General features: G+C 72.0%; 11 protein-coding genes. 10 read left to right on the top strand and 1 reads right to left on the bottom strand.

Going from position 1 to position 23,113, the window contains the following annotated elements; translation table 11 throughout:
- Positions 1–5: 5 nt before the first annotated feature.
- Positions 6–890 (bottom strand): LysR family transcriptional regulator, encoded by an 885-nt coding sequence (locus tag ACIQD6_RS25880; protein WP_401886321.1) that lies wholly within the window; start codon positions 888–890, stop codon positions 6–8.
- A gap of 603 nt (positions 891–1,493) precedes the next feature.
- Between ACIQD6_RS25880 and ACIQD6_RS25875 the strand changes: the two genes are divergently transcribed.
- The 10 genes from ACIQD6_RS25875 (at position 1,494) to ACIQD6_RS25830 (ending at position 23,089) form a co-directional block, all read left to right on the top strand.
- The gene (locus tag ACIQD6_RS25875) at positions 1,494–2,228 is read left to right on the top strand and encodes an alpha/beta hydrolase (RefSeq protein ID WP_401886318.1); all 735 of its coding nucleotides are present in this window, start codon (positions 1,494–1,496) and stop codon (positions 2,226–2,228) included.
- The gene (locus ACIQD6_RS25870) at positions 2,225–3,070 is read left to right on the top strand and encodes a sulfurtransferase (protein WP_401886316.1); all 846 of its coding nucleotides are present in this window, start codon (positions 2,225–2,227) and stop codon (positions 3,068–3,070) included. The genes ACIQD6_RS25875 and ACIQD6_RS25870 overlap by 4 nt, the downstream gene beginning before the upstream one ends.
- Before the next feature lie 20 nt (positions 3,071–3,090).
- On the top strand, positions 3,091–3,984 hold the full coding sequence (locus tag ACIQD6_RS25865) for an ABC transporter permease (protein ID WP_401886314.1): 894 nt from the start codon (positions 3,091–3,093) through the stop codon (positions 3,982–3,984).
- A 5-nt stretch (positions 3,985–3,989) separates the two neighbouring features.
- Positions 3,990–4,838, top strand: a complete 849-nt coding sequence (locus ACIQD6_RS25860) for an ABC transporter ATP-binding protein (protein WP_401886311.1) — start codon at positions 3,990–3,992, stop codon at positions 4,836–4,838.
- Positions 4,835–5,815 (top strand): ABC transporter substrate-binding protein, encoded by a 981-nt coding sequence (locus tag ACIQD6_RS25855; RefSeq protein ID WP_401886308.1) that lies wholly within the window; start codon positions 4,835–4,837, stop codon positions 5,813–5,815. The genes ACIQD6_RS25860 and ACIQD6_RS25855 overlap by 4 nt, the downstream gene beginning before the upstream one ends.
- A gap of 149 nt (positions 5,816–5,964) precedes the next feature.
- Positions 5,965–7,065 carry an LLM class flavin-dependent oxidoreductase gene (locus tag ACIQD6_RS25850; RefSeq protein WP_401886305.1) on the top strand — a complete coding sequence of 367 codons (1,101 nt, stop codon included), beginning with the start codon at positions 5,965–5,967 and terminating at the stop codon, positions 7,063–7,065.
- Between the two features lie 130 nt (positions 7,066–7,195).
- Positions 7,196–8,593 (top strand): FAD-binding oxidoreductase, encoded by a 1,398-nt coding sequence (locus tag ACIQD6_RS25845; protein WP_401886304.1) that lies wholly within the window; start codon positions 7,196–7,198, stop codon positions 8,591–8,593.
- A 341-nt stretch (positions 8,594–8,934) separates the two neighbouring features.
- On the top strand, positions 8,935–20,403 hold the full coding sequence (locus ACIQD6_RS25840; protein ID WP_401886301.1) for an amino acid adenylation domain-containing protein: 11,469 nt from the start codon (positions 8,935–8,937) through the stop codon (positions 20,401–20,403).
- A complete protein-coding gene (locus ACIQD6_RS25835; protein ID WP_401886298.1) occupies positions 20,400–22,313 on the top strand; it encodes a class I adenylate-forming enzyme family protein in 1,914 nt (637 codons plus the stop codon). The genes ACIQD6_RS25840 and ACIQD6_RS25835 overlap by 4 nt, the downstream gene beginning before the upstream one ends.
- Positions 22,310–23,089 carry a hypothetical protein gene (locus ACIQD6_RS25830; RefSeq protein WP_401886295.1) on the top strand — a complete coding sequence of 260 codons (780 nt, stop codon included), beginning with the start codon at positions 22,310–22,312 and terminating at the stop codon, positions 23,087–23,089. Before ACIQD6_RS25835 ends, ACIQD6_RS25830 begins: the two co-directional genes overlap by 4 nt.
- Positions 23,090–23,113: the final 24 nt, after the last annotated feature.

The raw sequence follows: 23,113 nt of genomic DNA, 5'->3' as shown, positions 1-23,113 counted from the left end.
ACCCCTTACGTCGCCGTCCCGCACGTGCCGATCGAGGTGGCCGCCTCGGTGAGAAGGTCACGGACGGCACCGACAGCGTGGGCGACCATCGCGGCGTCCGCTCCCTGGCGGGCGTGGGCGCTCATGCGGATCGCCGGAGTCGGGGGGAGGTCGGTGCGCTCGGCGAGCCCGTCAGGACGCTGACCGACCGTGGCCAGCAGGGCGACACCCAGACCGGCGCGAGCGGCGTCGAGCACTCCGGCCAGATACCCCGCGTCGCAGACGACCGAGGCGGGGATGTCCCGTTCGGACAGCACGGCCAGGGCGCGGCGGCGGATCGCGCAGGGGTCTTCGATGGCCACCAGAGGGAGCGAGGACGGGGCGGGAGGCGGGGTCCATTCCGGGGCCGCGTACCAGGCGAGAGGCAGGCCGCCGACCACCGTGCCCTCGGTGGCGGCCGCTTCGGTGACGTACACCGCCAGATCCACCGTGCCCCGGTCGACGGCCTCGACGAGGCGGGCCGAACGGTCGATGCGGTACCGCACCCGGCAGTCCGGGCGTACCGCGCGGACCGCCGCCGTGATCCGGGGGAGAATCTGGTCGGCGGCGTGTTCGGTGGAGCCGATGACGACGGTGTCGGTGTCCTCGCCGAGCAGCCGGCGCACCGCCTCGTCGTGCGCGGCGACGATCCGCCGCGCCTCTTCCAGAAGCAGGCTTCCGTCCGCCGTGAAGCGGGTCCGGCGGCCGTCGCGCTCGACCACCGGGCGCCCCAGGGTCTTCTCCAGCCGCCGTACGTGCTGGCTCACCGCGGACTGGCTCAGTGTCAGCGCCTCGGCGGCACGATGGAAGCCGCCGCGGTCCGCGACGGCGATAAGGCTGCGCAGCGTCACGATTTCGAACACAGATGCCATAACCGCACGCTAGCACCCATCGATCAGCTTTCGTGATCAATTTTGATGGCGAATCATCGTTGGACGTGGCATGCGCGCGTCGGCGATGCTGGAGGCATGTTGCGAACAGTGTCCGGGACGGCCATCCCGCCGTACCCCTTCGAGGCCCGGCGGCTCCACGCCGCGAGCCCACTGCTGACGCAACGCCGTGTGGTCGACTTCGGCCTTCTCACCAGCACTTGTTGTCGCTGACCCGGCACTCCGCCGACCGCTGAGCCGTCGGCGCGTATCGCGAAGGCAGCGCCGTCCGCCCGTCGGGCGGGTCCTGCGGCGTCCCGCGCACCGGACCTCCCGAGCTGATCCGATCTGATCGACCGGCTTCGGCACGCCCGTACCGCCCGGTGGATCCACCGCCCGGTCGGTCTGTCCCGGTGGTCCCCAGCGGCCTTCCGCGTCTCCTCGGCCGAACCGCCCTTCTCCGCCAGTCCTTTCTCCCTCGGCGTCCCGCCGTCTCTCCCCCGGCGTCCCGCCGTCGTCCGTCGCGCCACCCGGACACGGTCCGGTGCCGGTCCGCCCTCCTGCCCCGAGCTCCGCCCGGGGTTCCCCGTCCCTAAGCGAGAACCCATGACACACGCCGAGACCATCCATGCCTGGAACGAGCCGGAAGGCATCCATCCACGCGGCACGCTCATCGTGCTCCCGGGGCGCGGTGAACACCCCGGCGCCTACGAGCGGTTCGGCCGCCGGCTCGCCACCGACGCCTACCGCGTACGGATAGCCACGGAGCCGGGGCAGGTCGCCGAGCTGCTCCTCGACGAGGCGTCTGACGCCCCCCGGGTGCTGGTCGGCGCCGACACCGGGGCCCTGTGGGCCGCCTCCCTGGCCGCTCAGGGCGCCCCTGGCCTCGACGCCGTGATCCTCGCGGGGCTGCCCACCGGTCCGGCCGCCCCACCCGCCACGGGCGAACGGTCCGTGGACCGCGACCAGGACCTGGCCCTGCGCAGCGCCTGCCCGACGTACCACGGCCTGCTGGACCGCGACGGGTACCGGCCCGGGGCGCTCGCCGAACCGGTACCGCCCGAACTGCTCAGCGCCGCGGACCTGGCCGCGATCACGGTTCCGGTACTCGCCCTGCACGGCGCCGACGACACCGTCAGCCCGCTCGACGCGGCCCGCAGCGCCTACGCGGGCCTGCCGGGCACGCGGTTCGTCAGCCTCGCCGACACCCGCCACGACGTGCTCAACGACACCTCGCACCGCACCGCCGCGGCGACCGTCGTGCTCTTCCTCGAACGGCTGCGCCTCTCCCCCGCGCTGCCCGAGATCGCCCGCGCGGAACCCCACGGGAGCGCCGCATGAACGACCGCGTCCTGATCAGCGCCGAGGAGCTGCGCCGTCTGCTGGACGCCGGCGATCCGCCGCTCGTCCTCGACGTACGGTGGGCGCTCGGCGACCCGCACGGTCGCGAGCACTACCGCACGGGCCATGTCCCCGGTGCCGTCTTCGCCGATCTCGACACCGAGCTGGCCGCCGCGCCCACTTCGCGGGGTGGTCGCCATCCGCTGCCGGACATCGCCGCCCTCCAGGCCGCCGCCCGGCGCTGGGGACTGCGCGCCGGGGCTCCCGTGGTCGTCTACGACGACCTCGGCAACACCGCCGCCGCCCGCGCCTGGTGGCTGCTGCGCTGGGCCGGGGTGGCCGACGTGCGGCTGCTCGACGGCGCGCTCGGCGCCTGGCGCGCGGCCGGATTCCGGCTGGAGAGCGGGGAGGAGGTGGCCGAGCCGGGAGACATCGAACTCGTCCCCGGGCGTCTGCCGGTGCTCGACGCAGACGAGGCCGCCGAACTCGCCGGGCAGGGAGTGCTCCTGGACGCTCGCGCCGCCGAACGGTACCGGGGCGAGACCGAGCCGGTCGACCAGCGCGCGGGCCACATCCCCGGTGCGGTGAGCGCTCCCACCGGCGACAACCTCGCGGCCGACGGCACCTTCCGTACGGCGGAGGAGCTGCGCGCCCGCTTCGTCGCTCTGGGCGCCGGCGGCGGCGTACCCGTCGGTGTGTACTGCGGCTCCGGAGTGACCGCCGCGCACCAGATCGTGGCCCTCACCCTCGCGGGCATCGACGCCACGCTCTTCCCCGGCTCCTGGTCCGCGTGGTCCGCCGACCCCGACCGCCCCGCGGTCCTGGGAGAGCGCCCGCGATGACGAGAGAAAAGGACCTCCTGATGCCCGTTCGGGAACAGACGGCCTCCCCCTCCCCGCCGGAACCGGCCCTCCCCACGAGGGCACGCGCCGAGCCGGCCGCCCGGCTCACCGTCCGCCCGGCGGCCGGGCGTAACCGCCGCGGTCCACGACTGCCGCGCGGAGTGCGCCGGGCCGCCGGCCCGGTCGGCCTCATCCTGGCCTGGTACGTCGCCGCCACCACCGGACTGCTGCCCGCCGGCGTCCTGGCCTCGCCGGTCGACGTCGTACAGCAGGCCGTGGAACTCACCCGCACCGGTGAACTCCCGGACGCCATCGCCGCCTCCGGCCGGCGCGCCGCGACCGGCTTCGTGATCGGCGCCGCCGTCGCGCTCACACTGTCGCTCACCGCCGGGCTGTTCCGGCTCGGCGAGGACGTCATCGACTCGTCCATGGGCATGTTCCGGGCGATCCCCTGGGTGGGCCTGATCCCGCTGTTCATCGTCTGGTTCGGCATCGACGAGACCCCGAAGACCGCCCTGGTCGCGCTCGGTGTGACCTACCCGCTGTACTTCAACATCTACGGCGGTATCCGCTCCGCCGACTCCCAACTCATCGAGGCCGCCCGGATGCTGGGCCTGGGACGGATCGGGATGATCCGGTACGTGATCCTGCCGTCCGCGCTGCCCGGCGCGCTCGTCGGCCTTCGTTACGCGTTGTCCACCGCCTGGCTGGCCCTGGTCTTCGCCGAGCAGATCAACGCGAACGCCGGCATCGGTTACCTGATGAGCAACGCCCAGCAGTACTTCCGTACCGATGTCATCGTGCTGTGCCTGGCGGTCTACGCGTTGCTCGGGCTGCTCTGCGACTTCGTCGTACGGGTCCTCTCCCGACGCCTGCTGGCCTGGCGGGCTTCCTTCGACGGCGACGGAGCGTGACACGCATGACCAGGAGCACCACAGACACCACAGACACCACAGACAGCACCGACAGCACCGACAGCACCGACAGCACCGACAGCGTGGAGATCCGCGGCCTGAGCCGGGCCTTCGCCGGCCGGACCGTGATCCACGACCTCGATCTGACCATCGCCCAGGGCGAGTTCGTCGCCCTGCTGGGACACAGCGGCTGCGGCAAGAGCACCCTGCTTCGCATCCTGGCCGGGCTGGACGACGAGATCAGCGGCGAGGTCACGGTGCCCGCCCGCCGGTCCGCCGCCTTCCAGTCGCCCCGGCTGATGCCCTGGCTGAAGGTGTGGCGCAACGTCGTCCTCGGCCTGCCCGGGAAGCCCGACCGGGCCCTCGCCACCCGTTACCTCGCCGAGGTCGGCATCGAGGAGCGGGCCGGGGTGTGGCCGAAGACCCTCTCCGGCGGCGAGGCGCAGCGGGTGTCCTTGGCCCGTGCTCTCGTACGGGAACCCGAACTGCTGCTGCTGGACGAGCCGTTCGGCGCGCTGGACGCCCTGACCCGCGGCAAGGCGCAGCGGCTGGTCGCCGAGCTGTGGCAGCGGCACGGCTGCTCCATCCTCCTGGTGACCCATGATGTGGAGGAGGCCCTGCTGCTCGCCGACCGGTTGCTGGTGATGGACGCGGGCGGCATCGCCCACGAGGTCACCGTCGACCTGCCCCGCCCCCGCACCCTGGGGTCCCCCGAATTCGTCGCTCTGCGCTCCCGGTTGCTCGGCTGGCTCGGTGTACGCGACGCCTCCGCCCCTGAGCCCGAGCGCGACGCATCGCTCGACGCATCGCTCGACGCACCGCTCGACGCACCGCTGGAAAGGACCGCTTCATGAACCGGACCGTTCGTGTCCTCACCACCACCTTCGCCCTGGCCGCCCTCCTGGGCACGGCCGGCTGCGCCGACAACGGCGGAACGGCGGGCGGGGCGTCGTCCTCCGACGGGCAGCTGACCATCGGCGACCAGGCCAAGACCCTGCAGACCCTGGTCAAGGCGTCGGGCGCGCTGAAGGGGTCGAAGTACGGGGTGAAGTGGGCGGAGTTCCAGGGTGCCGCGCCCCTGTTCCAGGCGGTGCAGGCGGGTGCGGCGGACACCTCGTACTCCGCCGATCTGCCCTCGCTTCAGGCGCTCAGCGGCGGCGTACAGGTGAAGAACGTCGCGGCGTTGAAGAACGACGGCAGCCACGTCGGCATCGTCGTGAAGAAGGACTCCTCGGTCCGGAACGTCGCGGATCTGAAGGGCAAGAAGGTCGTGGTGTCCTCCGCGAAGGGGAGCATTTCCGAGTATCTGCTCGCCAACGCCCTTCAGCAGGCGGGCCTTTCGTATTCCGACGTCACCGTCCAGTATCTGCTGCCGACCGATGCCCAGGCCGCCTTCGCGTCCGGCAAGGTCGATGTGTGGGCGACCTTCGGGGTCTACCAGGCCGTCGCCCTCCAGCAGGGCGGCCGCCTGCTCATCGACGGCAACGACGGCCGGATCAGCGGCTACGGCTTCATCGGGGCGTCGGACAAGGCCCTGGCCGACAAGGGCAAGCGGGCCGCGCTCGCCGATTTCCTGGACCGCCTGTCGAAGGCGTTGGCCTGGGGCCGGTCGCATCCCAAGGAGTACGCCGCGGCCATCGAGAAGGACACCGGGGCCTCGCCCGCTATCGCGAAGACCCTCGCCACCACCGCCTACGGGGAGGTGCTGCCGATCACGCCGGACGTGACGAAGTCCGTTCAGAAGGTGGCCGACACCATGCACGGCATCAAGGTGCTCGACCCGAACGTCGAGGTCGCCGATTCCGTCGACACGAGCCTGTTCACCAAGTAGGCCCGATGTGGGCCCCATGTGGGCCCCACACAGGTCGCAAGTGGGCCTCACACCAGTCGCAAGTGGGCCCCACGTAGGTCGCAAGTGGGCCTGACTTAGGTCGCAGTGGCCCCGCCCAGGTCGCACACACCCCGAGGAGCCGATCCATCATGCCCGTCGAGTTCATCAGCGCCATCCACCCCAACGCCTCCACCGACGGCAACCCCACCGCCGGTTCGGGCATCGACCCCGACTACGCCCGGAAGTTCGCCCGCGCGCTGGACGACGGCGGCTTCGACTACACCCTCGTCGCCTACCACTCCGCCTCCCCGGACGCCCTCCAGCTCGCCCAGTTCGTCGCTCACCACACCGAACGCCTGAAGCCGATGCTCGCCCACCGGCCGGGGGTCATCTTCCCCACCCACGCGGCCCGCGCCTTCGCCACCCTGGACCGGCTCAGCGGCGGTCGGCTGTCCGTCCACATCATCTCCGGCGGCAACGACGAGGAGCAGCGCCGCGAGGGCGACTATCTGGGCAAATCGGAACGCTACGAGAGGTCGGACGAATACATCCGGATCCTCCGTGACGTGTGGTCCTCCGACGGTCCGGTCTCCCACGAGGGCACGCACTACCGCTTCGAGGGCTTCCGCTCCGACGTCTCCCCCGTGAACGGCACCATCCCGATCTCGGTCGGCGGTTCGTCGGCCGACGCGTACCGGGTGGGCGGACAGCAGGGCGACATCTTCGGGCTGTGGGGCGAGCCGCTGAAGGAGACGGCCGAGCAGATCGCCACCGTGAACGCCGTCGCCGACGCCGCCGGGCGTCCCCGGCCCCGGATCTGGGTGTCCTTCCGGCCGATCATCGCCCCGACCGACGAGTTGGCCTGGGAGAAGGCCCACCGCACGCTGGAACGGGTCAAGGCGGGCCACACCGCGCGGGCCAAGAGCCGACACTACCCGGCGGTCGGCCAGGGCCGGCCCGCCAACATCGGCTCCCAGCGCCTGCTGGACGTCGCCGCCCGAGGCGAGGTGCACGACCGCTGCCTGTGGACCGCGCCGGCCGCCGCGACCAATGCCGCGGGCTCCTCCACCGCCCTGGTCGGCTCGCCGGAGACGGTGGCCGCGGCGCTGCTGGACTATGTCGACATCGGCTGCGAACTGCTGTCCATCCGGGGCTACGACCCGCTGAACGACGCGATCGACTACGCCCGCCACGTACTGCCGCTGGTCCGTCAGGAACTCGCCCACCGGGCCACCGAGCCGGCGGCGTAGGGCCCCGCTCGTTCGGATCTTTCCGCGCCCGTTTGCGGCGTCCGCACCCACGTCACACCCGGCTGTCACCGTCAGGAGAACCCGCCATGCCCCGCACGCCACTGGATCCTGTCGGCGCGAAGGCTCTTCGATGACCACCCATCGGACGGTGGCGCAGGCCACCGCCGCGGCCCGGCTGCTCGGTCTGCTCGCCCGGGACCTCCCGCCCGACCGGCTGACCACCGATCCCGCCGCCACGGCCCCGTACGCCACCGACCGGTCCGGTGCCCGCACCGACGGGCAGCCGCTCGCCGTCGTACACGCCCGGGACACCGACGAGGTGCGGTGCGTCCTTCGCCACGCGAACGAGTTGCGCGTGCCCGTCGTACCGCGCGGTGCGGGGACCGGGCTGTCCGGCGGGGCCGCCGCCGACGAGGGCAGCATCGTGCTCGATCTGTCCGGGATGAGCCGCATCGTCGAACTCTCCCCCGACGACCAGCTCGCCGTGGTCGAACCGGGCGTGGTCACCGCCGACCTCGACCGGGCCGCCGCCGCGCACGGGCTGCGCTACGCCCCGGACCCGGCGAGCGCCGCGATCTCCACGGTCGGCGGCAACATCGCCACCAACGCGGGCGGGCTGCGCTGCGCCAAATACGGTGTCACCCGCGACAGCGTCCTGGGGCTTACGGCCGTGCTCGCCGACGGTACGGTCGTACGCACCGGCCGACGCACCGTCAAGGGCGTCACCGGCTACGACCTGACGGCCCTGCTGACCGGCTCCGAGGGCACCCTCGCGGTGATCACCGGCGCCACCGTGCGGCTGCGGCCGGTGCCGGTCGCGACCGCGACGATCGCCGCGTACTTCGACCGTGTCGAGGACGCCGCCGCCGCCTCTTCGGCGATCACCGCCGCTCGTGTCGAGCCCGCGATGTGCGAACTGCTGGACGGCCCGGTCCTGGGCGCCATCGACGCCGCGCAGGGAACCGGGCTGCGGGCCCGGGGCGCCGCCCTGCTGCTCGTCCAGTGCGACGGCGCGGGCGCGATCGCCGAGGCCGAACGCGTCGCGGCGGTTGTCGGCGACCGGGCCACGTCCGTCGAGGTCGCCGCCGATCCCGCTGAGGCGGAATCCCTGCTGGCGGCCCGCCGCCTGGCGCTGCCCTCGCTGGAACGCGTCGGCCGCCCGCTGATCGAGGACATCGCCGTCCCCCGCTCCCGGCTGGCCGAAGCCGTACGGGCCGTCGAGGCCATCTCCGTACGGTACGACGTGCCGGTCTTCACGCTCGCGCACGCCGCCGACGGCAATCTGCACCCGATCATCGTCGTGGATCCCGCCCTGCCGGAACTGCCGGAGACGGCCTGGAAGGCGGCGAGCGAGATCTTCGCCGTCGCACTGCGACTGGGCGGCACCCTCACCGGCGAACACGGAGTCGGCGCCCTCAAGCGGCAGTGGGTCGCAGAGGAACTCGGCGCGGACAACCACGCCCTGCAACAGCGGCTGAAGAGCGCGTTCGACCCCCATCACATCCTCAACCCCGGCAAGGCGGTGTGACCGGCTCCCAGCCCTCGCCACACCACAATGGGCGTGCCCCAGCCACTCCGGAGCCATTTCGGCCACATGATCCGCGGTCCGCCTCAACAGGTCGATCCGGATGAGGATTTCACGCCAATCGATTCTTCCGGCCTTTCCCAACAGCAAGTTTGAGCGGCCGTAAGCAAACGTGAGATACAACATATTGCCGAGTCTTTACCATCCCATTGCCTGTCGTGTTTCGATGGGGCGGTCCGCTTCTTGATCAATCCGGCCGCTTCCGACGGCAGTCGCTGGTAGGGGGTGTCCGCCCCTTCGCGGACACCCCCCAGCGCCAGCAAACCGATGGGATGCTCAGACTCGTGCCCGAAAACCGTCCTGAACTGCAACTTTCCGATGCCCAGCTCGGGATCTGGCTCGCAGAGCATGCAGGGCTCAGCCATCCCGGCGCCTATCAGTGGGCGGAGTACCTCGTCCTGGACGGCACCGTGGACGCCGACGTCGTGGCCACGGCGGTCACCGCGGCGGCGGCCGAATGCGAGGCGGTCAACGTCCACTTCGCTGAACCAACAGATTCTTTGCCGGTGCAACGGTTTCTCCCAGACCCGGCCCACACCGTCGAAGTGGTCGACCTCCGGGGAGCGTCCGACCCGGACGCCGCCGCGCGGGAGTGGATGCGGGCCGGCCTGGCCGAAGCCGGGGACAGCGATGCCGGGCCATTGTTCCTGGGAGCCGTGCTACGCGTCACCGACGACCGCTCGCTGGTGTTCCACCGGGTTCACCACATCGCTCTCGACGGCGCGGGCATGGCCCTGTTCGCCGAACGCGTCGCCGAGATCTACAGCTGTCTGCACGACGGGCGTGCTGTTCCGGAAAGCGGCTGGACCGGACTCCGTCCCCTGGTGGAGGCCGAAGCCGCCTACCGGGACGGCGGTGAACGCACCGAGGACCGGACCTGGTGGCTGGACCGACTGGCCGGGCGGCCGGATTTCCTGAGTCTCGGCACCCGTCCCGCCCCGGCCGCGGCTCATTCGCTGCGGTTGACCAGGGTGCTGCCGAGCGCCGAGTTCGACACGTTGCGGGCCGGCGCGGAACGGCTCGGGCACCGCTGGACCCGGCTGCTCACCGCGGCGACCGCGGTCTACCTGCACGCGATGACCGGTAGCCGCGACGTCGTGCTGAGCCTCCCGGTCGCCGGCCGCACGCCCGAACTCGCCCGCACCGTGCCCGCGATGTCGGCCAACGTCCTCCCCCTGAGGCTGCGCGCCGATCCGGCGGCCACCATCGGGGACCTGCTCGACCAGGTCGCCGGCGAACTGCGGCTGGTGCGCCGTCACCAGCGTTACCGGGGCGAGCATCTGCGCCGAGACCTGGAATATCCCGAGGACGGCCGGAAGTTCTTCGGTCCGGTGCTCAACATCCAGCGTTTCGACCGACCGCTGCGATTCGGCCCGGCGACCGCGACCGTACACAACCTTCAGGCGCCGCCGTCGGAGGATCTCTCGATCGTCGCGTACGACCGTGGCGACGGCGTGCTGCGCTTCGACTTCGACGCCAATCCCGCCAACCACGACGAAGAACTGCTGAGCGACGTCGCCGACCGCTTCCTGCACGTGCTGTGGCAGACGGCGGAGGCCGACCGGGACACACCTCTGGCGCGGATATCGGCGACCACAGCGACGGAGCGCCGGCACAGCGCCGCTCTGGGCACAGGTGACCACACGTCAATCACTTTTGACGGCACGGCAGTTGATGGTTTCGCCGAACAAGTACGCCGTCGGCCCGACGCGTTCGCGGTCCGCTCGGCGGAGACCGGTGAGCGGCTGACCTACCGCGAACTGGACGCGCGGAGTTCGGCGCTGGCCACCGAACTCGCCGCCGCCGGCTCGGGCCCGGAGCGGACTGTCGCACTGCTGCTGGAACGATCGGTGGACCTGGTCGTCGCGGCGCTCGCCGTGGTGAAGACGGGCGCGGCCTACGTTCCGTTGCAGCGGGACGACGCGGTCTCCCGGCAGGAAGCGGTGCTCTCCGACGCGGACGTGCGGGTGCTGCTCACCGACCGGAGGACCGAAGAGGACCCCATCGTCGCGTCGGCACGTGACCGCGGTGCGCGGCAACTGGACGTACGGACGCCGGATGTACGGGCCGGAGGAACCGGCGCCTCGGACTCGAACCGTGACGCGGACTCGGAACCGCGCGTCGCGCCGGAAGCGTTGGCCTGCGTGATGTTCACCTCCGGCTCCACGGGACGGCCCAAGGGAGTCGCGATCACCCAGCGCAACCTCGCGGGGCTCGCCGCCGACCGGTGGTGGTCCGAAGGCGGCGCGGACCGGGTGCTGCTGCACTCGCCGCACGCCTTCGACGCGTTCAACCTGGAGTTGTGGGTTCCGTTGCTGACCGGTGGTGAGGTGGTCGTCGCCGCGCCGGGACGGCTGGACCCGGCCGAACTGTCCCGGGTCACGGCCGCCACCGGAATCACCGGACTGTGGCTGACAGCGGGGCTGTTCAACGCGATCGCCACGGAGGACCCCGCGTGTCTCACCGGGGTGCGCCAGGTCTGGACCGGCGGTGACGTGGTGTCCCCCGCGGCGGTGCGCGCCGTACGGTCCGCGCTGCCGGAACTCACCGTAGTCAACGGGTACGGGCCAACCGAGACCACGGTGTTCGCGACCAGGTTCGCCGTCGGGAAGGTGGCGGAAGACACCGCCCCGGTCCCCATCGGCGCGCCGCTGGACGGCAAACGGGTGCTGGTACTCGACGACGCGCTGCGACCGGTACCACCCGGCGTGGTGGGCGAGTTGTACCTCGGGGGCGTGGGGGTCGCGCGCGGCTACCTCGGCCGGCCGGTCGCCACCGCCGAGCGCTTCGTGCCCGATCCTTCCGGCCCGCCCGGCGCCCGGGTCTACCGCACGGGCGACCTGGCCCGCTGGAACGACGACGGGCGACTGGAGTTCGCCGGGCGCGCCGACGGGCAGATCAAGCTGCGCGGTTACCGGATCGAACTGGCGGAGATCGACGCCGCGCTGCTGGCCGAGCCCGGCGTGCGGCAGGCCGCGACCATCCTGCGCGAGGACCGGCCGGGAGTGCGGCAGCTGGTCTCCTACGTGGCCGCGTCGGGTGACACGGCGGGAGACACGACGGCGCTGCTCGACGGTGTGGCACAGAAACTGCCTCCGTACATGGTGCCGTCGGCCGTGGTGGAAGTGGACCGGCTGCCGCTGACCCGCAACGGGAAGCTCGACCGGACCGCGCTCCCCGCTCCGGACACCGGAAGCGGGCGCACCGGGAGCGGGGACACCGGGAGCAAGGACACGGCCAAGGACACGGCTCTTCGCACCCCCGCGGAGCACCGGCTGGCCGAGTTGTTCGGTGAAGTCCTCGGCCTGGCCGAAGTCCCGCTCGACCAGGACTTCTTCCAGCTCGGCGGCGACAGCATCAAGGCGATCCAGCTCGCCGGTGCGGCGCAGCGGGCCGGTCTGAGCATCAGCACCCCGGACGTGTTCCGTACACCCACCGTCTCCGGCCTCGCCGACGGCGTCCACGCGGGGCAGGGACCGAGGCACCGGGCCGGGCTGGGGGACGCGGGCGATCCCACGGTCCCGCTGACGCCGATCATGCACTGGCTGCGCGAACGCGGCGGACCGATCGACGGCTTCGTGCAGTCCTTGACCGTACGCACCCCGGCGGACATGACGGGAGCGCAGGTGCGCGCGGTGGTGCAGGCGCTGATCGATCACCACGGCATGCTGCGGCTCTCCCTGACCCGGGTGGATACGCTGTGGGCTCTGGAGGTATTGCCCAGCACCACGGTCGAGTTGAACCGACCGGGCGCGGTGCTCACACCCGAGCACGGCCAGGTGGTGGACGCCCGCTGGTCGGATCCCGGACCCGGGAAGCCGGGTGAGCTGACCCTCACGGTGCACCATCTCAGCGTTGACGGTGTCTCCTGGCGGATCATCCAGGAAGACCTCCGAGTCGCCTGGGAAGCCGTCCGGCAGGGGGACACACCGCGGCTGCAACCGACAGGGACGTCCTTCCCCCAGTGGGCGAAGGCCTTGGTGCACCACGCGCACCACGCGTCCGTGCTCGATGATTTCCCCCGGTGGCGAACGGCGCCCGAGGACTCCCCCGTCGCCGAACGCGCCCTGGACGGCGAGGTGGACACCGAGGACACCCGGCGCTGGCATTCGACCACCCTGCCCAGCGAACTCACCGCGAGTCTGGTCACCGACGCGACGGCGGCCTTCGACTGCTCGGTGAACGAACTGCTCCTGACCGCGTTCGCCCTGGCCGCCGCCGACTGGCGGGACGGCCCTGACGCGCTGCTGGTGGACCTCGAAGGCCACGGGCGCGAGGAGTTCGCCGCCAATCTGGACCTGTCCCGCACGGTGGGCTGGTTCACCACCCTGTTCCCCGTGGTGCTCGATCCCGGTTGCTCCTGGGTGGACGCCCGCGCGGATCCGACCGCGCTGGACGGTGCGGTGGCCATGGTGCGGGCCTGCGCGCGGGACGCCGCGCGCAAGGGGCTGGCGTACGGCCTGCTGCGCCACCTCAACCCGCAGAGCGCTCCGGCGCTGGCCGCCCGGCCGTCGCCGCAGTTCGCGTTCAACTACCTGGGCCGTTTCGACGTCGGTGGCGGCGACTGGGCCGTGCAGGCTGATGCCACCGTGCTCGGCTCCACCACCGGTGGCGGGCTCGCGATGAGCCACACCGTGGAACTCGACGCGGTCATCACCGATCACGCGGACGGTCCCCGGCTGGTGGCGAACTGGTCCTGGCCCGGTGAACTGCTCACCGAAGCGCGGGTCGCCGAACTCGCGCGGCGGTGGTTCAACGTGCTGGCGGCCCTGGCGCACCGGGCCCGCGCCCGCGCGACCGGGGCGCTCCCCCTGCCTCCGCTGGCCCAGGGGCTGCTGTTCCACTCGCTGTACGACCACGACGGCGCCGATCCGTACCTTGTGCAGTTCGTCTTCGAGCTCGGCGGAGCGCTGGATCCCGACGCGCTGCGCGACGCGCTCCACCGGCTGCTCCAGCGCCATCCCCAGCTCTCCGCGGGCGTCCGGCAGAGCCCGTCGGGCCGTCCCGTGCAGGTGGTCGAACCGGATTTCACCGTGGAGTGGCAGGCGCTGCCCGCGCACGGAAACCTCGATCGTTTCCTGGAGTCCGACCGCAGGCGGCGCTTCGACCTCTCCAGCCCTCCCCTGGTCCGCGCCGCCCTGCTGCGCCGTGCCGGCGAGCGGCACACCTTCGTGCTGACCACGCACCACCTTCTGCTGGACGGCTGGTCCATGCCGATCCTGATCAAGGAGTTGTTCGCGCTCTACGCCGGCCACACGCTGCCGCCCGCGACGCCGTACCGCGACTTCCTCGACTGGCTGTCCACCCGGGACTCCCGCGCGGACGAGGCCGCATGGCGCGCTCTGTTGTCCTCCGTGGACGGTCCGACGCTGGTCGGCGGGGCGGGTCGGCGCGGGTCGGCCTCGGCCCGGCGCGCGCTGACCGCCGAGCTGGACGACACGACGAGTGCGCGTGTCGACGCCGTGGCGCGGCAGCACGGGCTGACCGCCAACATCGTCGTGCAACTGGCGTGGGCGGTCCTGCTCGGTGCCCTGACCGGCCGCGACGACGTGGTGTTCGGCGCGACGGTCTCCGGCAGGCCGGCGGAGCTGCCCGGTTCGGAGCACATCGTCGGCCTGCTGATCAACACCATTCCCGTACGGGTCCGACTCGACCCGCACCAGTCGGTCGCCGAGTCCCTCGCCGACCTGCGCGCCCAGCAACTGTCCATGCTGGACCACCAGCACGCCGACCTGACGCGGCTCCAGTCGATCGCCGGGCACGCCGAACTCTTCGACACCGTCGTGGTCTTCGAGAACTATCCGATCGACGGGGACGAACTGCGCGATCTCGTGCCCGGCCTGGAACTCCGGGACGTCCAGGGACGGGACGGCACGCACTACCCGCTGACGCTCATCGCCATGCCGGGCGACCGCCTGCGGCTGCGCCTCGACCACAGCACCGACCTGTTCGACGAGCCGGAAGCCCGTCGCCTCCTCGACCGCCTCGGCGCGCTGCTCCACCGGATCGCCGCGGATCCTCAGGCGAACCTGGGCCGGCTCGACCTGCTGCTGCCCGACGAGCGGGACACCCCGGCAATCGCCCCGGCGGAACCCGGCCGGGCCGCGCTGCCCAGCCCAGCCGCCCTGCCCGAACCGGTCGCGCTGCCCGCGCTGTTCGAGGCGCACGTACGCCGGCGGCCGACGGCCCCGGCCCTCACCTGCGGGGACACCACCCTTTCGTACGAGGAACTCAACGCGCGGGCGAACCGCCTCGCTCGGCTCCTCGTGGCGCGCGGGGCCGGACCGGAACGCCTGGTGGCCCTCGTACTGGAGCGTTCCACGGACCTCGTGGTCGCGGTGCTGGCCGTACTGAAGTCCGGGGCCGGCTACCTGCCCCTGGACCCGGCCCACCCCGAGGAGCGGGTACGGCAGGTGCTGGCCGCCGCCGATCCCGTGCTCGTCGTGACGCACACGCCGATCGCGGCGCCTCATCAGCAACTCGTCCTCGACGGAACCGACCCGGCCGCCTCCTGCCCGGCGGACGACCTCGGTCCGGCCGTGGACCCCGACAGCGTCGCCTACGTGATCTACACCTCGGGATCCACCGGAACTCCCAAGGGCGTCGTGGTGTCGCACCACAACGTCGGGCGGCTGCTCGCGGCGACCGACAGCCGGTTCGGTTTCGGTGACGACGACGTGCACACGCTGTTCCACTCGTACGCTTTCGATGTCTCGGTCTGGGAACTGTGGACGGCGCTGGGCCGCGGGGGCCGCCTGGTGGTCGTGCCGGACGATGTCGCCAAGTCGCCGCGAGAACTCGTGGAGTTGCTCGCCCGGGAGCGGGTCACCGCGCTGAGCCAGACCCCGTCGGCGTTCTACCAGCTCATGCGGGCCGAAGCGGAGGCGGCGCCGGGCGCTCTGCCCGCGCTGCGGGTCGTCGTGTTCGCCGGTGAGGCACTGGAACTCTCCCGTATCCGCTCCTGGCACGGCCCCGGCCGGCCGAAGCTCGTCAACATGTACGGGATCACCGAGACCACCGTGCACTCGACCTACGCCGAGCTGACCGATCCCGACGAGACCGCCGGCGTCGTCGGCACCGCACTGCCCGATCTGCGACTACACCTGCTGGACCACGCGCTGCGGCCGGTGCCGCCGGGCTGCCCCGGCGAGATCTACGTGGCCGGTCCCGGTGTGACACGGGGGTATCTGGGACGGCCAGGTCTCACCGCGAGCCGTTACGTCGCCGACCCCTTCGGCGCACCCGGTGCCCGGATGTACCGCTCCGGTGACCTCGCGCGGCGGCAGGCCGACGGCACGCTGGAGTACCTGGGCCGGATGGACCAGCAGGTGAAGATCCGCGGTTACCGGATCGAGCCCGGCGAGATCGAGCGGGTCCTCGAACGGCACCCCGCCGTAGAGCGCGCCGTGGTCCTCGCCGACACGGACCCCGACGGCGGCAGGCTCCTCTGTTACGCCGTGACCACCGGGGAGCCGGCCCCCGCCGAGCTGCGCGAGTACGCCCGGACGGTGCTGCCCGCGCACATGGTGCCCGCGTTCATCCTGCCGGTCGACGAGATCCCGCTGACCGTCAACGGCAAGCTGGACCGCAGGGCCCTGCCGCGACCGGAGTCCGCGCTGCCGCTGGGCCGCCCGCCCGCGACCGAGCGGGAACGGCTCCTGTGCGGGCTGTTCGCCGAGACGCTGGGGGTCCCCGAGGTCGGCGCGGAGGACAGTTTCTTCGATCTGGGCGGGCATTCGCTGCTGGCCACCCGCCTGATCAACCGGGTGCGGGCGGAGACCGGCTGCGAGCTGAGCATCCGTACCCTGTTCGACGCCCCGGTCGTCGCCGACCTGGCGCGGTGTCTGCCGGAGCCGACGGGCGCACCGCGCGCCCGGCTCGTCCCGACCGCACGGCCGGAGCGGATCCCGCTCTCCCCCGCGCAGCGCCGGCTCTGGTTCTTCAGCCGGCTCGCCGGCCCCAACTCGGTGTACAACATGTCCTTCGCGGTCCGGCTGAGCGGCCCCCCGGCGGCGGAACGCCTGGCGGAACACCTCTACACGGCCCTCGGCGACGTACTCGTCCGGCACGAAAGCCTGCGCACCACCGTCACCGAGATCGACGGCGAGCCCTACCAGCGCATCGGCACGGCGCAGGAGTTGCCGTTCGAGACGGTGACCACCTCGGAGGCCGAACTGCCCGGCCTGCTCGCCGACGCGGCGACCCACGTCTTCGACCTCACCGCCGAACTCCCCATCCGCGTAACTCTCTTCGAGACCGCGCCGGAACGGTACGTACTGCTGATCCTGCTGCACCACATCGCCGCCGACGGCTGGTCACTGGCTCCGCTGGCCCGCGACCTGTCCACCGCCTACCGGGCACGCGTCGCGGGCGATGCCCCGCGGTGGACGAGCCGGCCCACGCAGTACGCGGACTACGCCCTCTGGCAGCGCGGCCTCGACCTCGGCCCCGAGATCTCCTACTGGACGGAGGCGTTGCGCGGGGCCCCGGAGGTGCTGCCGCTGCCGCTCGACCATGCCAGGCCGCCGGTGTCCGCGCATCGCGGGGAGACCGTGGAATTCGCTCTGGACGCCGGCCTGCACGCACGGCTGAACCGGCTCGCACGGTCCACCGGCACCAGCCTGTTCATGGTGACGCACGCCGCGATCGCGGTGCTGCTGTCACGTCTCGGCGCCGGTGAGGACATCCCCGTCGGCACACCGGTGGCCGGGCGGCACGACGAGGCGCTGCACGACACCGTCGGCTGCTTCGTCAACACGGTGGTGCTGCGCACCGACCTCAGCGGCACACCGACCTTCGCCGAACTGCTGGAGCGGGTCCGGACCGCCGACCTCGACGCCTTCGCCCATCAGGAAGTGCCCTTCGATCACGTGGTCGAGGCGGTCAACCCGCCGCGCTCGCTGTCCAGTCACCCCGTCTTCCAGGTGATGCTGGCCTTCCAGGACACGCCGCCCGTGGAGTTCGACCTGCCGGGGCTGCGGGTCGAACCGCTCGCCGCGCACGGCGGCGCCTCACGCATGGACCTGTTGTGGAGCCTGCGCCAGCACCACACGGACCACGGAGCGGAGGACGGTGTCGAGGGCCTGCTGGAGTACGACACCGAACTGTTCACCCCTGTCTCCGCCCGGCTGTTGCTCGCCCGGCTGGAACAGCTGTTGAGGGCGGTGGTGGCGGATCCACACCTCGGGATCGCCGACCTGCCGGTTCTCGTCGCCGGTGAGCGCGAGCGGATGATCGGCCGCTGGAACTCCACCGCCCACGATGTGCCCGGGAGCACCGTGGCCGACCTGTTCGCGGCGCAGGTGCTCCGCGCTCCCGACGCACCGGCCGTACGGCACGGGGAAACCGTGCTCACCTACCGGGAGTTGTCCGAACGGGCGGCCCGTATCGCGGCGGAGCTCCGTGCCCGCGGGGCCGGGCCCGGCAGCCTGATCGCGCTGGAGCTGCGGCGTGACCCCGACCTGCCCGCCGCCCTCATCGCGGTCCAGTCGATCGGTGCCGCCTACCTGCCGGTCGACCCCTCGCTGCCGCCACGGCGGATCGCGGCGCTGCTGGCGGACGCCCGCCCGCTGCTGGTAGTGCGTCACGACAACGGACTCGCCGTCACCGCCGGCCCCGAGGACCCGGCGTCCGTACCGGAGACCACGGCGTACGTCACGTACACCTCGGGATCCACCGGGCGGCCGAAGGGAGTTGTCGTGCCCCACAGCGCGCTGACGAACCTGGTGCTCGCCCTGCGCGAGCACCTGGCGGTCGGCGCCGACGACCACGTACTGGCCGCCGCGCCCGCGAGCTTCGACATGTCCCAGCCCGAGCTGTACCTCCCGCTGGTCACCGGTGCCACGATGGTGCTCGCCGACCAGGGCGCGCTCCGGGATCCCGACGAATTGTCCACTCTGCTCGACCGGCACCGGGTCACCGTGATGCAGGCGACCCCGTCGCTGTGGCAGGCGCTCGCGACCCGGCGGCCCGGCCGGCTGCGCCACATCCGCGCGGTCATCGGTGGCGAGGCGGTACCGCCGGAGCTGGCCGGGACACTGACCGGCCTCACCCAGTCCCTGCTGGCGTGTTACGGCCCGACGGAGACCACGGTCTGGTCCACCACCCACGCGGTCGGCCCCGTGACGACCGCCACGGTGCCCCTCGGGCGTCCTCTGTGGAACACCCGGTGCTATGTGCTCGATGCCAGTTTGCGGCCCGTACCACCGGGCGTGACCGGCGAGTTGTACGTGGCCGGTGCGGGCGTGGCCACGGGCTACCTGCGCCGGCCGGGGCTGACCGCGACCCGGTTCGTGCCGGACATCTTCGGTCCGGCGGGGCACCGGATGTACCGCACCGGCGATCTCGCGTCGTGGACCGCCGACGGTGTGCTGTGCTTCCACGGCCGGACCGACGACCAGGTGAAGATCCGCGGCCATCGTGTCGAACTCGGTGAGATCGAGGCCGTGCTGGCCCGCCACGAGGACGTCGAGGCGGCCGCGGTGACCGTGCACGACCGCAGGGCCGACGACCGGCGCCTGGTCGGCTACGTCGTTCCGGCCGACGCCGACCTGCGCTCGGTGGGCGCGCACCTGGCCCGGCACCTGCCGGAATACATGGTGCCCAGCCGTCTGCTCGCGCTGGACCGGCTGCCCCTCAGCGCCAACGGAAAGCTGCTGCGCGGCAGTCTGCCCGAACCGGACTGGGCGTCCGCGGGCGGTTCGACGCCGCCGGCGGACTTCCGCGAGCACCTGATGTGCGAACTCTTCGCCGAGGTGCTGGATCTGCCCCGGGTCGGTCCCGACGACAACTTCTTCGAGCTGGGCGGGCACTCGCTCGTGGCGGCCCGGCTGACCGATCGGGTGCGGACCGTGCTCGGACTGGAACCGACGATCCGGCACGTCTTCGAGGCGGCCACCCCCGCCGCGCTGAACCGGCTGCTGGACCGGGCACCGTCCGAGCCGGACCGGGCACCGTCCGAGAACGCGTCCGCGCACCTCGTACCGTTCCGGACGGGCGGCCCGGCGACACCCGTGTTCTGCGTACATCCGCTCAGCGGGATCAGCTGGCTGTACTCGGGACTGCTGCGGCACATCGACCGCGACCATCCCGTGTACGGCATCCAGGCCGAAGGCCCCGGCCCAGCGGCGGATCTGCCCGACACCGTCGAAGCGATGGCCGAGCGCTACCTGGCCCTGCTGCGTACGGTCCGCCCCGGCGGCCCCTACCACCTGGTCGGCTGGTCCTTCGGCGGACTCGTGGCGCACGCGATGGCGGTCCGGCTGCACGAACTCGGCGAGCCGGCCGGATCGCTGTTCCTGGTGGACTCCGTCGCCGGCACCGAAGCCGGACCGGGACAGCCCATCGACGACCAGCGCGTCTTCCGGGTGCTGCTGACGGCCGCGGGGCTCGACGACGAGCGATTCGCCTCGGCGGACCTCGACTTCGACACCGTCTCGGCGCTGCTGCACCGGGAAGGCAGTGTGTTCGCCCGGTTCACCGCGGACGACATCAGCCGCGTCATCGCCGTGTCGCGCCACAACGAGAGGCTCGCGCGGACCTACCGGCCACCGCTCTACCCGGGAGACACCACGTACGTCGAAGCAAGGGCAGGTGCGCCACGCCGCGTACCGAACCATGAACTGTGGCGGCCCCACACCGGTGGCGACCTGACGGTTCATCATGTCACCGCGCTCCACCACCAGGTGATGCAACCGCAGCACGTGGACGACATCGGAGCACCGCTCCGCGACCTGCTGAGGAGGCCGCGTTGACCGGCACCGACCCCGGCGCCCCCGGGCATGGTACGAGTACGAGAGTGCCGTCCGACCCGCGCAACCCGGTCCGCATGCTCGCCGAACTGCCCACGGGCGCACGGGTGGTGGTCCGGCTGCCCAATGGCCGCGCGCTGGCGGACACCCTGCTCACCTGCTTCGACCTGGGGCTCGTCGCCGTCCCGCTGCACCCGCGCGCCACCGACCGGGCGGCCCGGGACATCGCCGAGCGCGTGTCCGCGACGGCCCTGGTGGACGTCCACGGGCCGCGCCGCACCGGCCTGCCCGACGTCCACGGGCCGATGGACGACCTCGCGTTCATCATGTTCACCTCGGGCTCCACCGGCCCGCAGAAAGGGGTCATGCTCAGCAGGCGGGCGGTACTGGGCAACGCGGCCAGGACCTCGGCGCTGCACGGGCTGATGCCCGACCGTCCGCACGGGACCTGCCTGCCGCTGTACCACTGCAACGCGCTGGTCATGTCCCTGCTCGGCACGTATCTCACCGGCACGCCGCTGACCTTGCGGTCCACCTTCGACCCGGCGGGCTACTTCGCCGCGCTGGACGCGACCGGGGCCAGGACCGCGTCGATCGTGCCCGCCCTGCTGGCGGACCTGGTGGAGGCCGGTCCCGAATGGCCGGACGGCCTGGAGTACCTGATCACCGCGGCCGCCCCGCTGACCAGCGACCTCGCCCGCCGCTTCCACCGCCGGTACGGCCCGCGCCTGCGGCAGGGCTACGGCCTGACCGAGGCGGTCAACTTCAGCTTCACCACGCCCCTGCTCGACGACGCCGAGTTCCGCGACCAGTACCTGGAGCACGTGCCCCCGGTCGGGGCACCGCTGCCGGACACCGAACTGCGGCTGGAGTCCGGCGAAGTGTGGATCAGAACCCCGGATCTGATGACCGGCTACTGGCAGGACAGCCGTACGACCGCCGCCACGGTCACCGACGACGGCTGGCTGCGCACCGGTGATCTGGGCGAACTCCGTGACGGGCTACTGGTGTTGCGCGGCCGCGCCGGTGAGCGCATCAACCGGGGCGGTGAGAAGCACTACCCGCTCGACCTCGAACAGGGCTGGCGCCGGGCGGGCCTGTCCGGCCGGTTCGCGGCGGTCGCGGTGGACGAACCCGCACTCGGCCAGGACGTCGGGCTGATCGCCACGGATCAGCCGGTCTCCGCCGTACGCGACCTGTACGAACGGGCGCCGCTGCGCCCGACGGCGGTCCAGTTCGGCGGGTTCCTGTCGACGTCCACCGGCAAGCCCCAGCGCAAGGCGATGAGCCGGGCCCTCGCCGTACGCCGGCTGGCCCCCGCACGGTACGAACGGCTGCTGCGCCATGCCGCGGCCACCGCACACCACCTGCTGCGCGCGGGCGCCGAACACCCCGGCCTGCGCGCACTGGCCGCGCAGGCCGACGACCGCCCGCAGGCGGACGACGAACCCGTCTTCGGCGCCTTCGACTTCCTGCGGGAGCACTGGCACAGCGAGGACGATACGGAACTGTCCCGGGCCAAGGCCCGATGGCTCCGGACGCTGCTCGCCGAGTGGCCCCTGGCGGTGCACGGAGAACTCGCCGCGGAAGTGGCCGCCCGCCACGGGTACGAGGGCGCGCAGGTGCCGTTCGGCACCGAAGCGCGCTTCGGCGACGGCACACTTCTCGTACTCCCGCACGGGCCGGCGGCCGACGGACCCGGCTGGCCGCTGGGTCCGCTACTGGCCTTTCTGGACGGTTCGGTCGAGGCTGGCGGGACAGATCGCTGGACACGGCTGGCCCGGCTGCGGGACGGAGGATTCCCGACCGCGGGCTGCTCGGTGCTGCGCGCCGGGCGGCACGACCTCGGCGGCGTGCTGTGGGCACGGCAGCCGGGTTCCGGACCGAACGAGCACACTGGAGTGACTGGATGACGCTGGGTACCGAAACGACCGGCCGGATGAAGCAGTCTCCCGATGTCGAGGACGAGATCCTCGACGTCCGGCGGCACCAGGACCCCGGCCGGAACCGGCTGACTCCGGTGGTGACACTGCCGCCGGAGGTCGCCCTGGCCGTGGTCGACTCACTCGCCGGTCTGGTCCGGACCGCCCACGGCAGGGAGGCGGCGAGCCCGACCCCGGCCGGTGCGCTCAAAGAGGCGCAGGAGTTCGAAGAAGGCGACGTCTTCATGCTGGAGCCCCCCTTCGAGGGCTTCTTCGCCGACCGCTACCTGATGGACTTCTACGACACCGCCGAACGCGACATCTGTTCGCGCATGCACCTGCACACCGGGCTGAGGTTCGTACGGATGATGACCGGTCCCGACACCAGGATCCGGGTCTCCAGCCTGTCCCCCATCACCGTGCGGCCCACGGCAGGCTGGCCCGAACCGCTGAACGCCTTCACCGACGCGCTGCCCGGTACGCCCACCGGGGTGGACCGGATCCGGCACAACGTGATCGTGCCGCCGAACTCCTGGGTGGACATGCAGATACCGCGCGGGGTGTCCCACCAGTTCAACGCGGTGGGCCCGAACGCGGTGATCGATTCCGTACACCCGGAGGAGTCCATCGAGACCCTGCGCGAGGGAATGTCGGGATACCGGATGATGGCGCAGACCATTTTCCTCGCCAAGGACAAGAGCCCGGCGACCACCTGCGCCGACACCACCGAACCGGACGACAACACGAGCACGAGCACGCGCCACTGACCACGGCGCCCGCGGCTGACCGGC

Origin of the sequence: Streptomyces sp. NPDC088400, from assembly GCF_044753355.1 — a bacterium.
GTDB lineage: Bacteria > Actinomycetota > Actinomycetes > Streptomycetales > Streptomycetaceae > Streptomyces.
Note: the sequence above shows the minus strand (reverse complement) of the source record. Positions and strands in the feature narration are given on the sequence as shown.

Bases quoted from the DNA above. Each gene is read 5' to 3' on its own strand.
- ACIQD6_RS25880 (WP_401886321.1), bottom strand. From the start codon at position 890: ATGGCATCTGTGTTCGAAATCGTGACGCTGCGCAGCCTTATCGCCGTC.
- ACIQD6_RS25875 (WP_401886318.1), top strand. From the start codon at position 1,494: ATGACACACGCCGAGACCATCCATGCCTGGAACGAGCCGGAAGGCATC.
- ACIQD6_RS25870 (WP_401886316.1), top strand. From the start codon at position 2,225: ATGAACGACCGCGTCCTGATCAGCGCCGAGGAGCTGCGCCGTCTGCTG.
- ACIQD6_RS25865 (WP_401886314.1), top strand. From the start codon at position 3,091: ATGCCCGTTCGGGAACAGACGGCCTCCCCCTCCCCGCCGGAACCGGCC.
- ACIQD6_RS25860 (WP_401886311.1), top strand. From the start codon at position 3,990: ATGACCAGGAGCACCACAGACACCACAGACACCACAGACAGCACCGAC.
- ACIQD6_RS25855 (WP_401886308.1), top strand. From the start codon at position 4,835: ATGAACCGGACCGTTCGTGTCCTCACCACCACCTTCGCCCTGGCCGCC.
- ACIQD6_RS25850 (WP_401886305.1), top strand. From the start codon at position 5,965: ATGCCCGTCGAGTTCATCAGCGCCATCCACCCCAACGCCTCCACCGAC.
- ACIQD6_RS25845 (WP_401886304.1), top strand. From the start codon at position 7,196: ATGACCACCCATCGGACGGTGGCGCAGGCCACCGCCGCGGCCCGGCTG.
- ACIQD6_RS25830 (WP_401886295.1), top strand. From the start codon at position 22,310: ATGACGCTGGGTACCGAAACGACCGGCCGGATGAAGCAGTCTCCCGAT.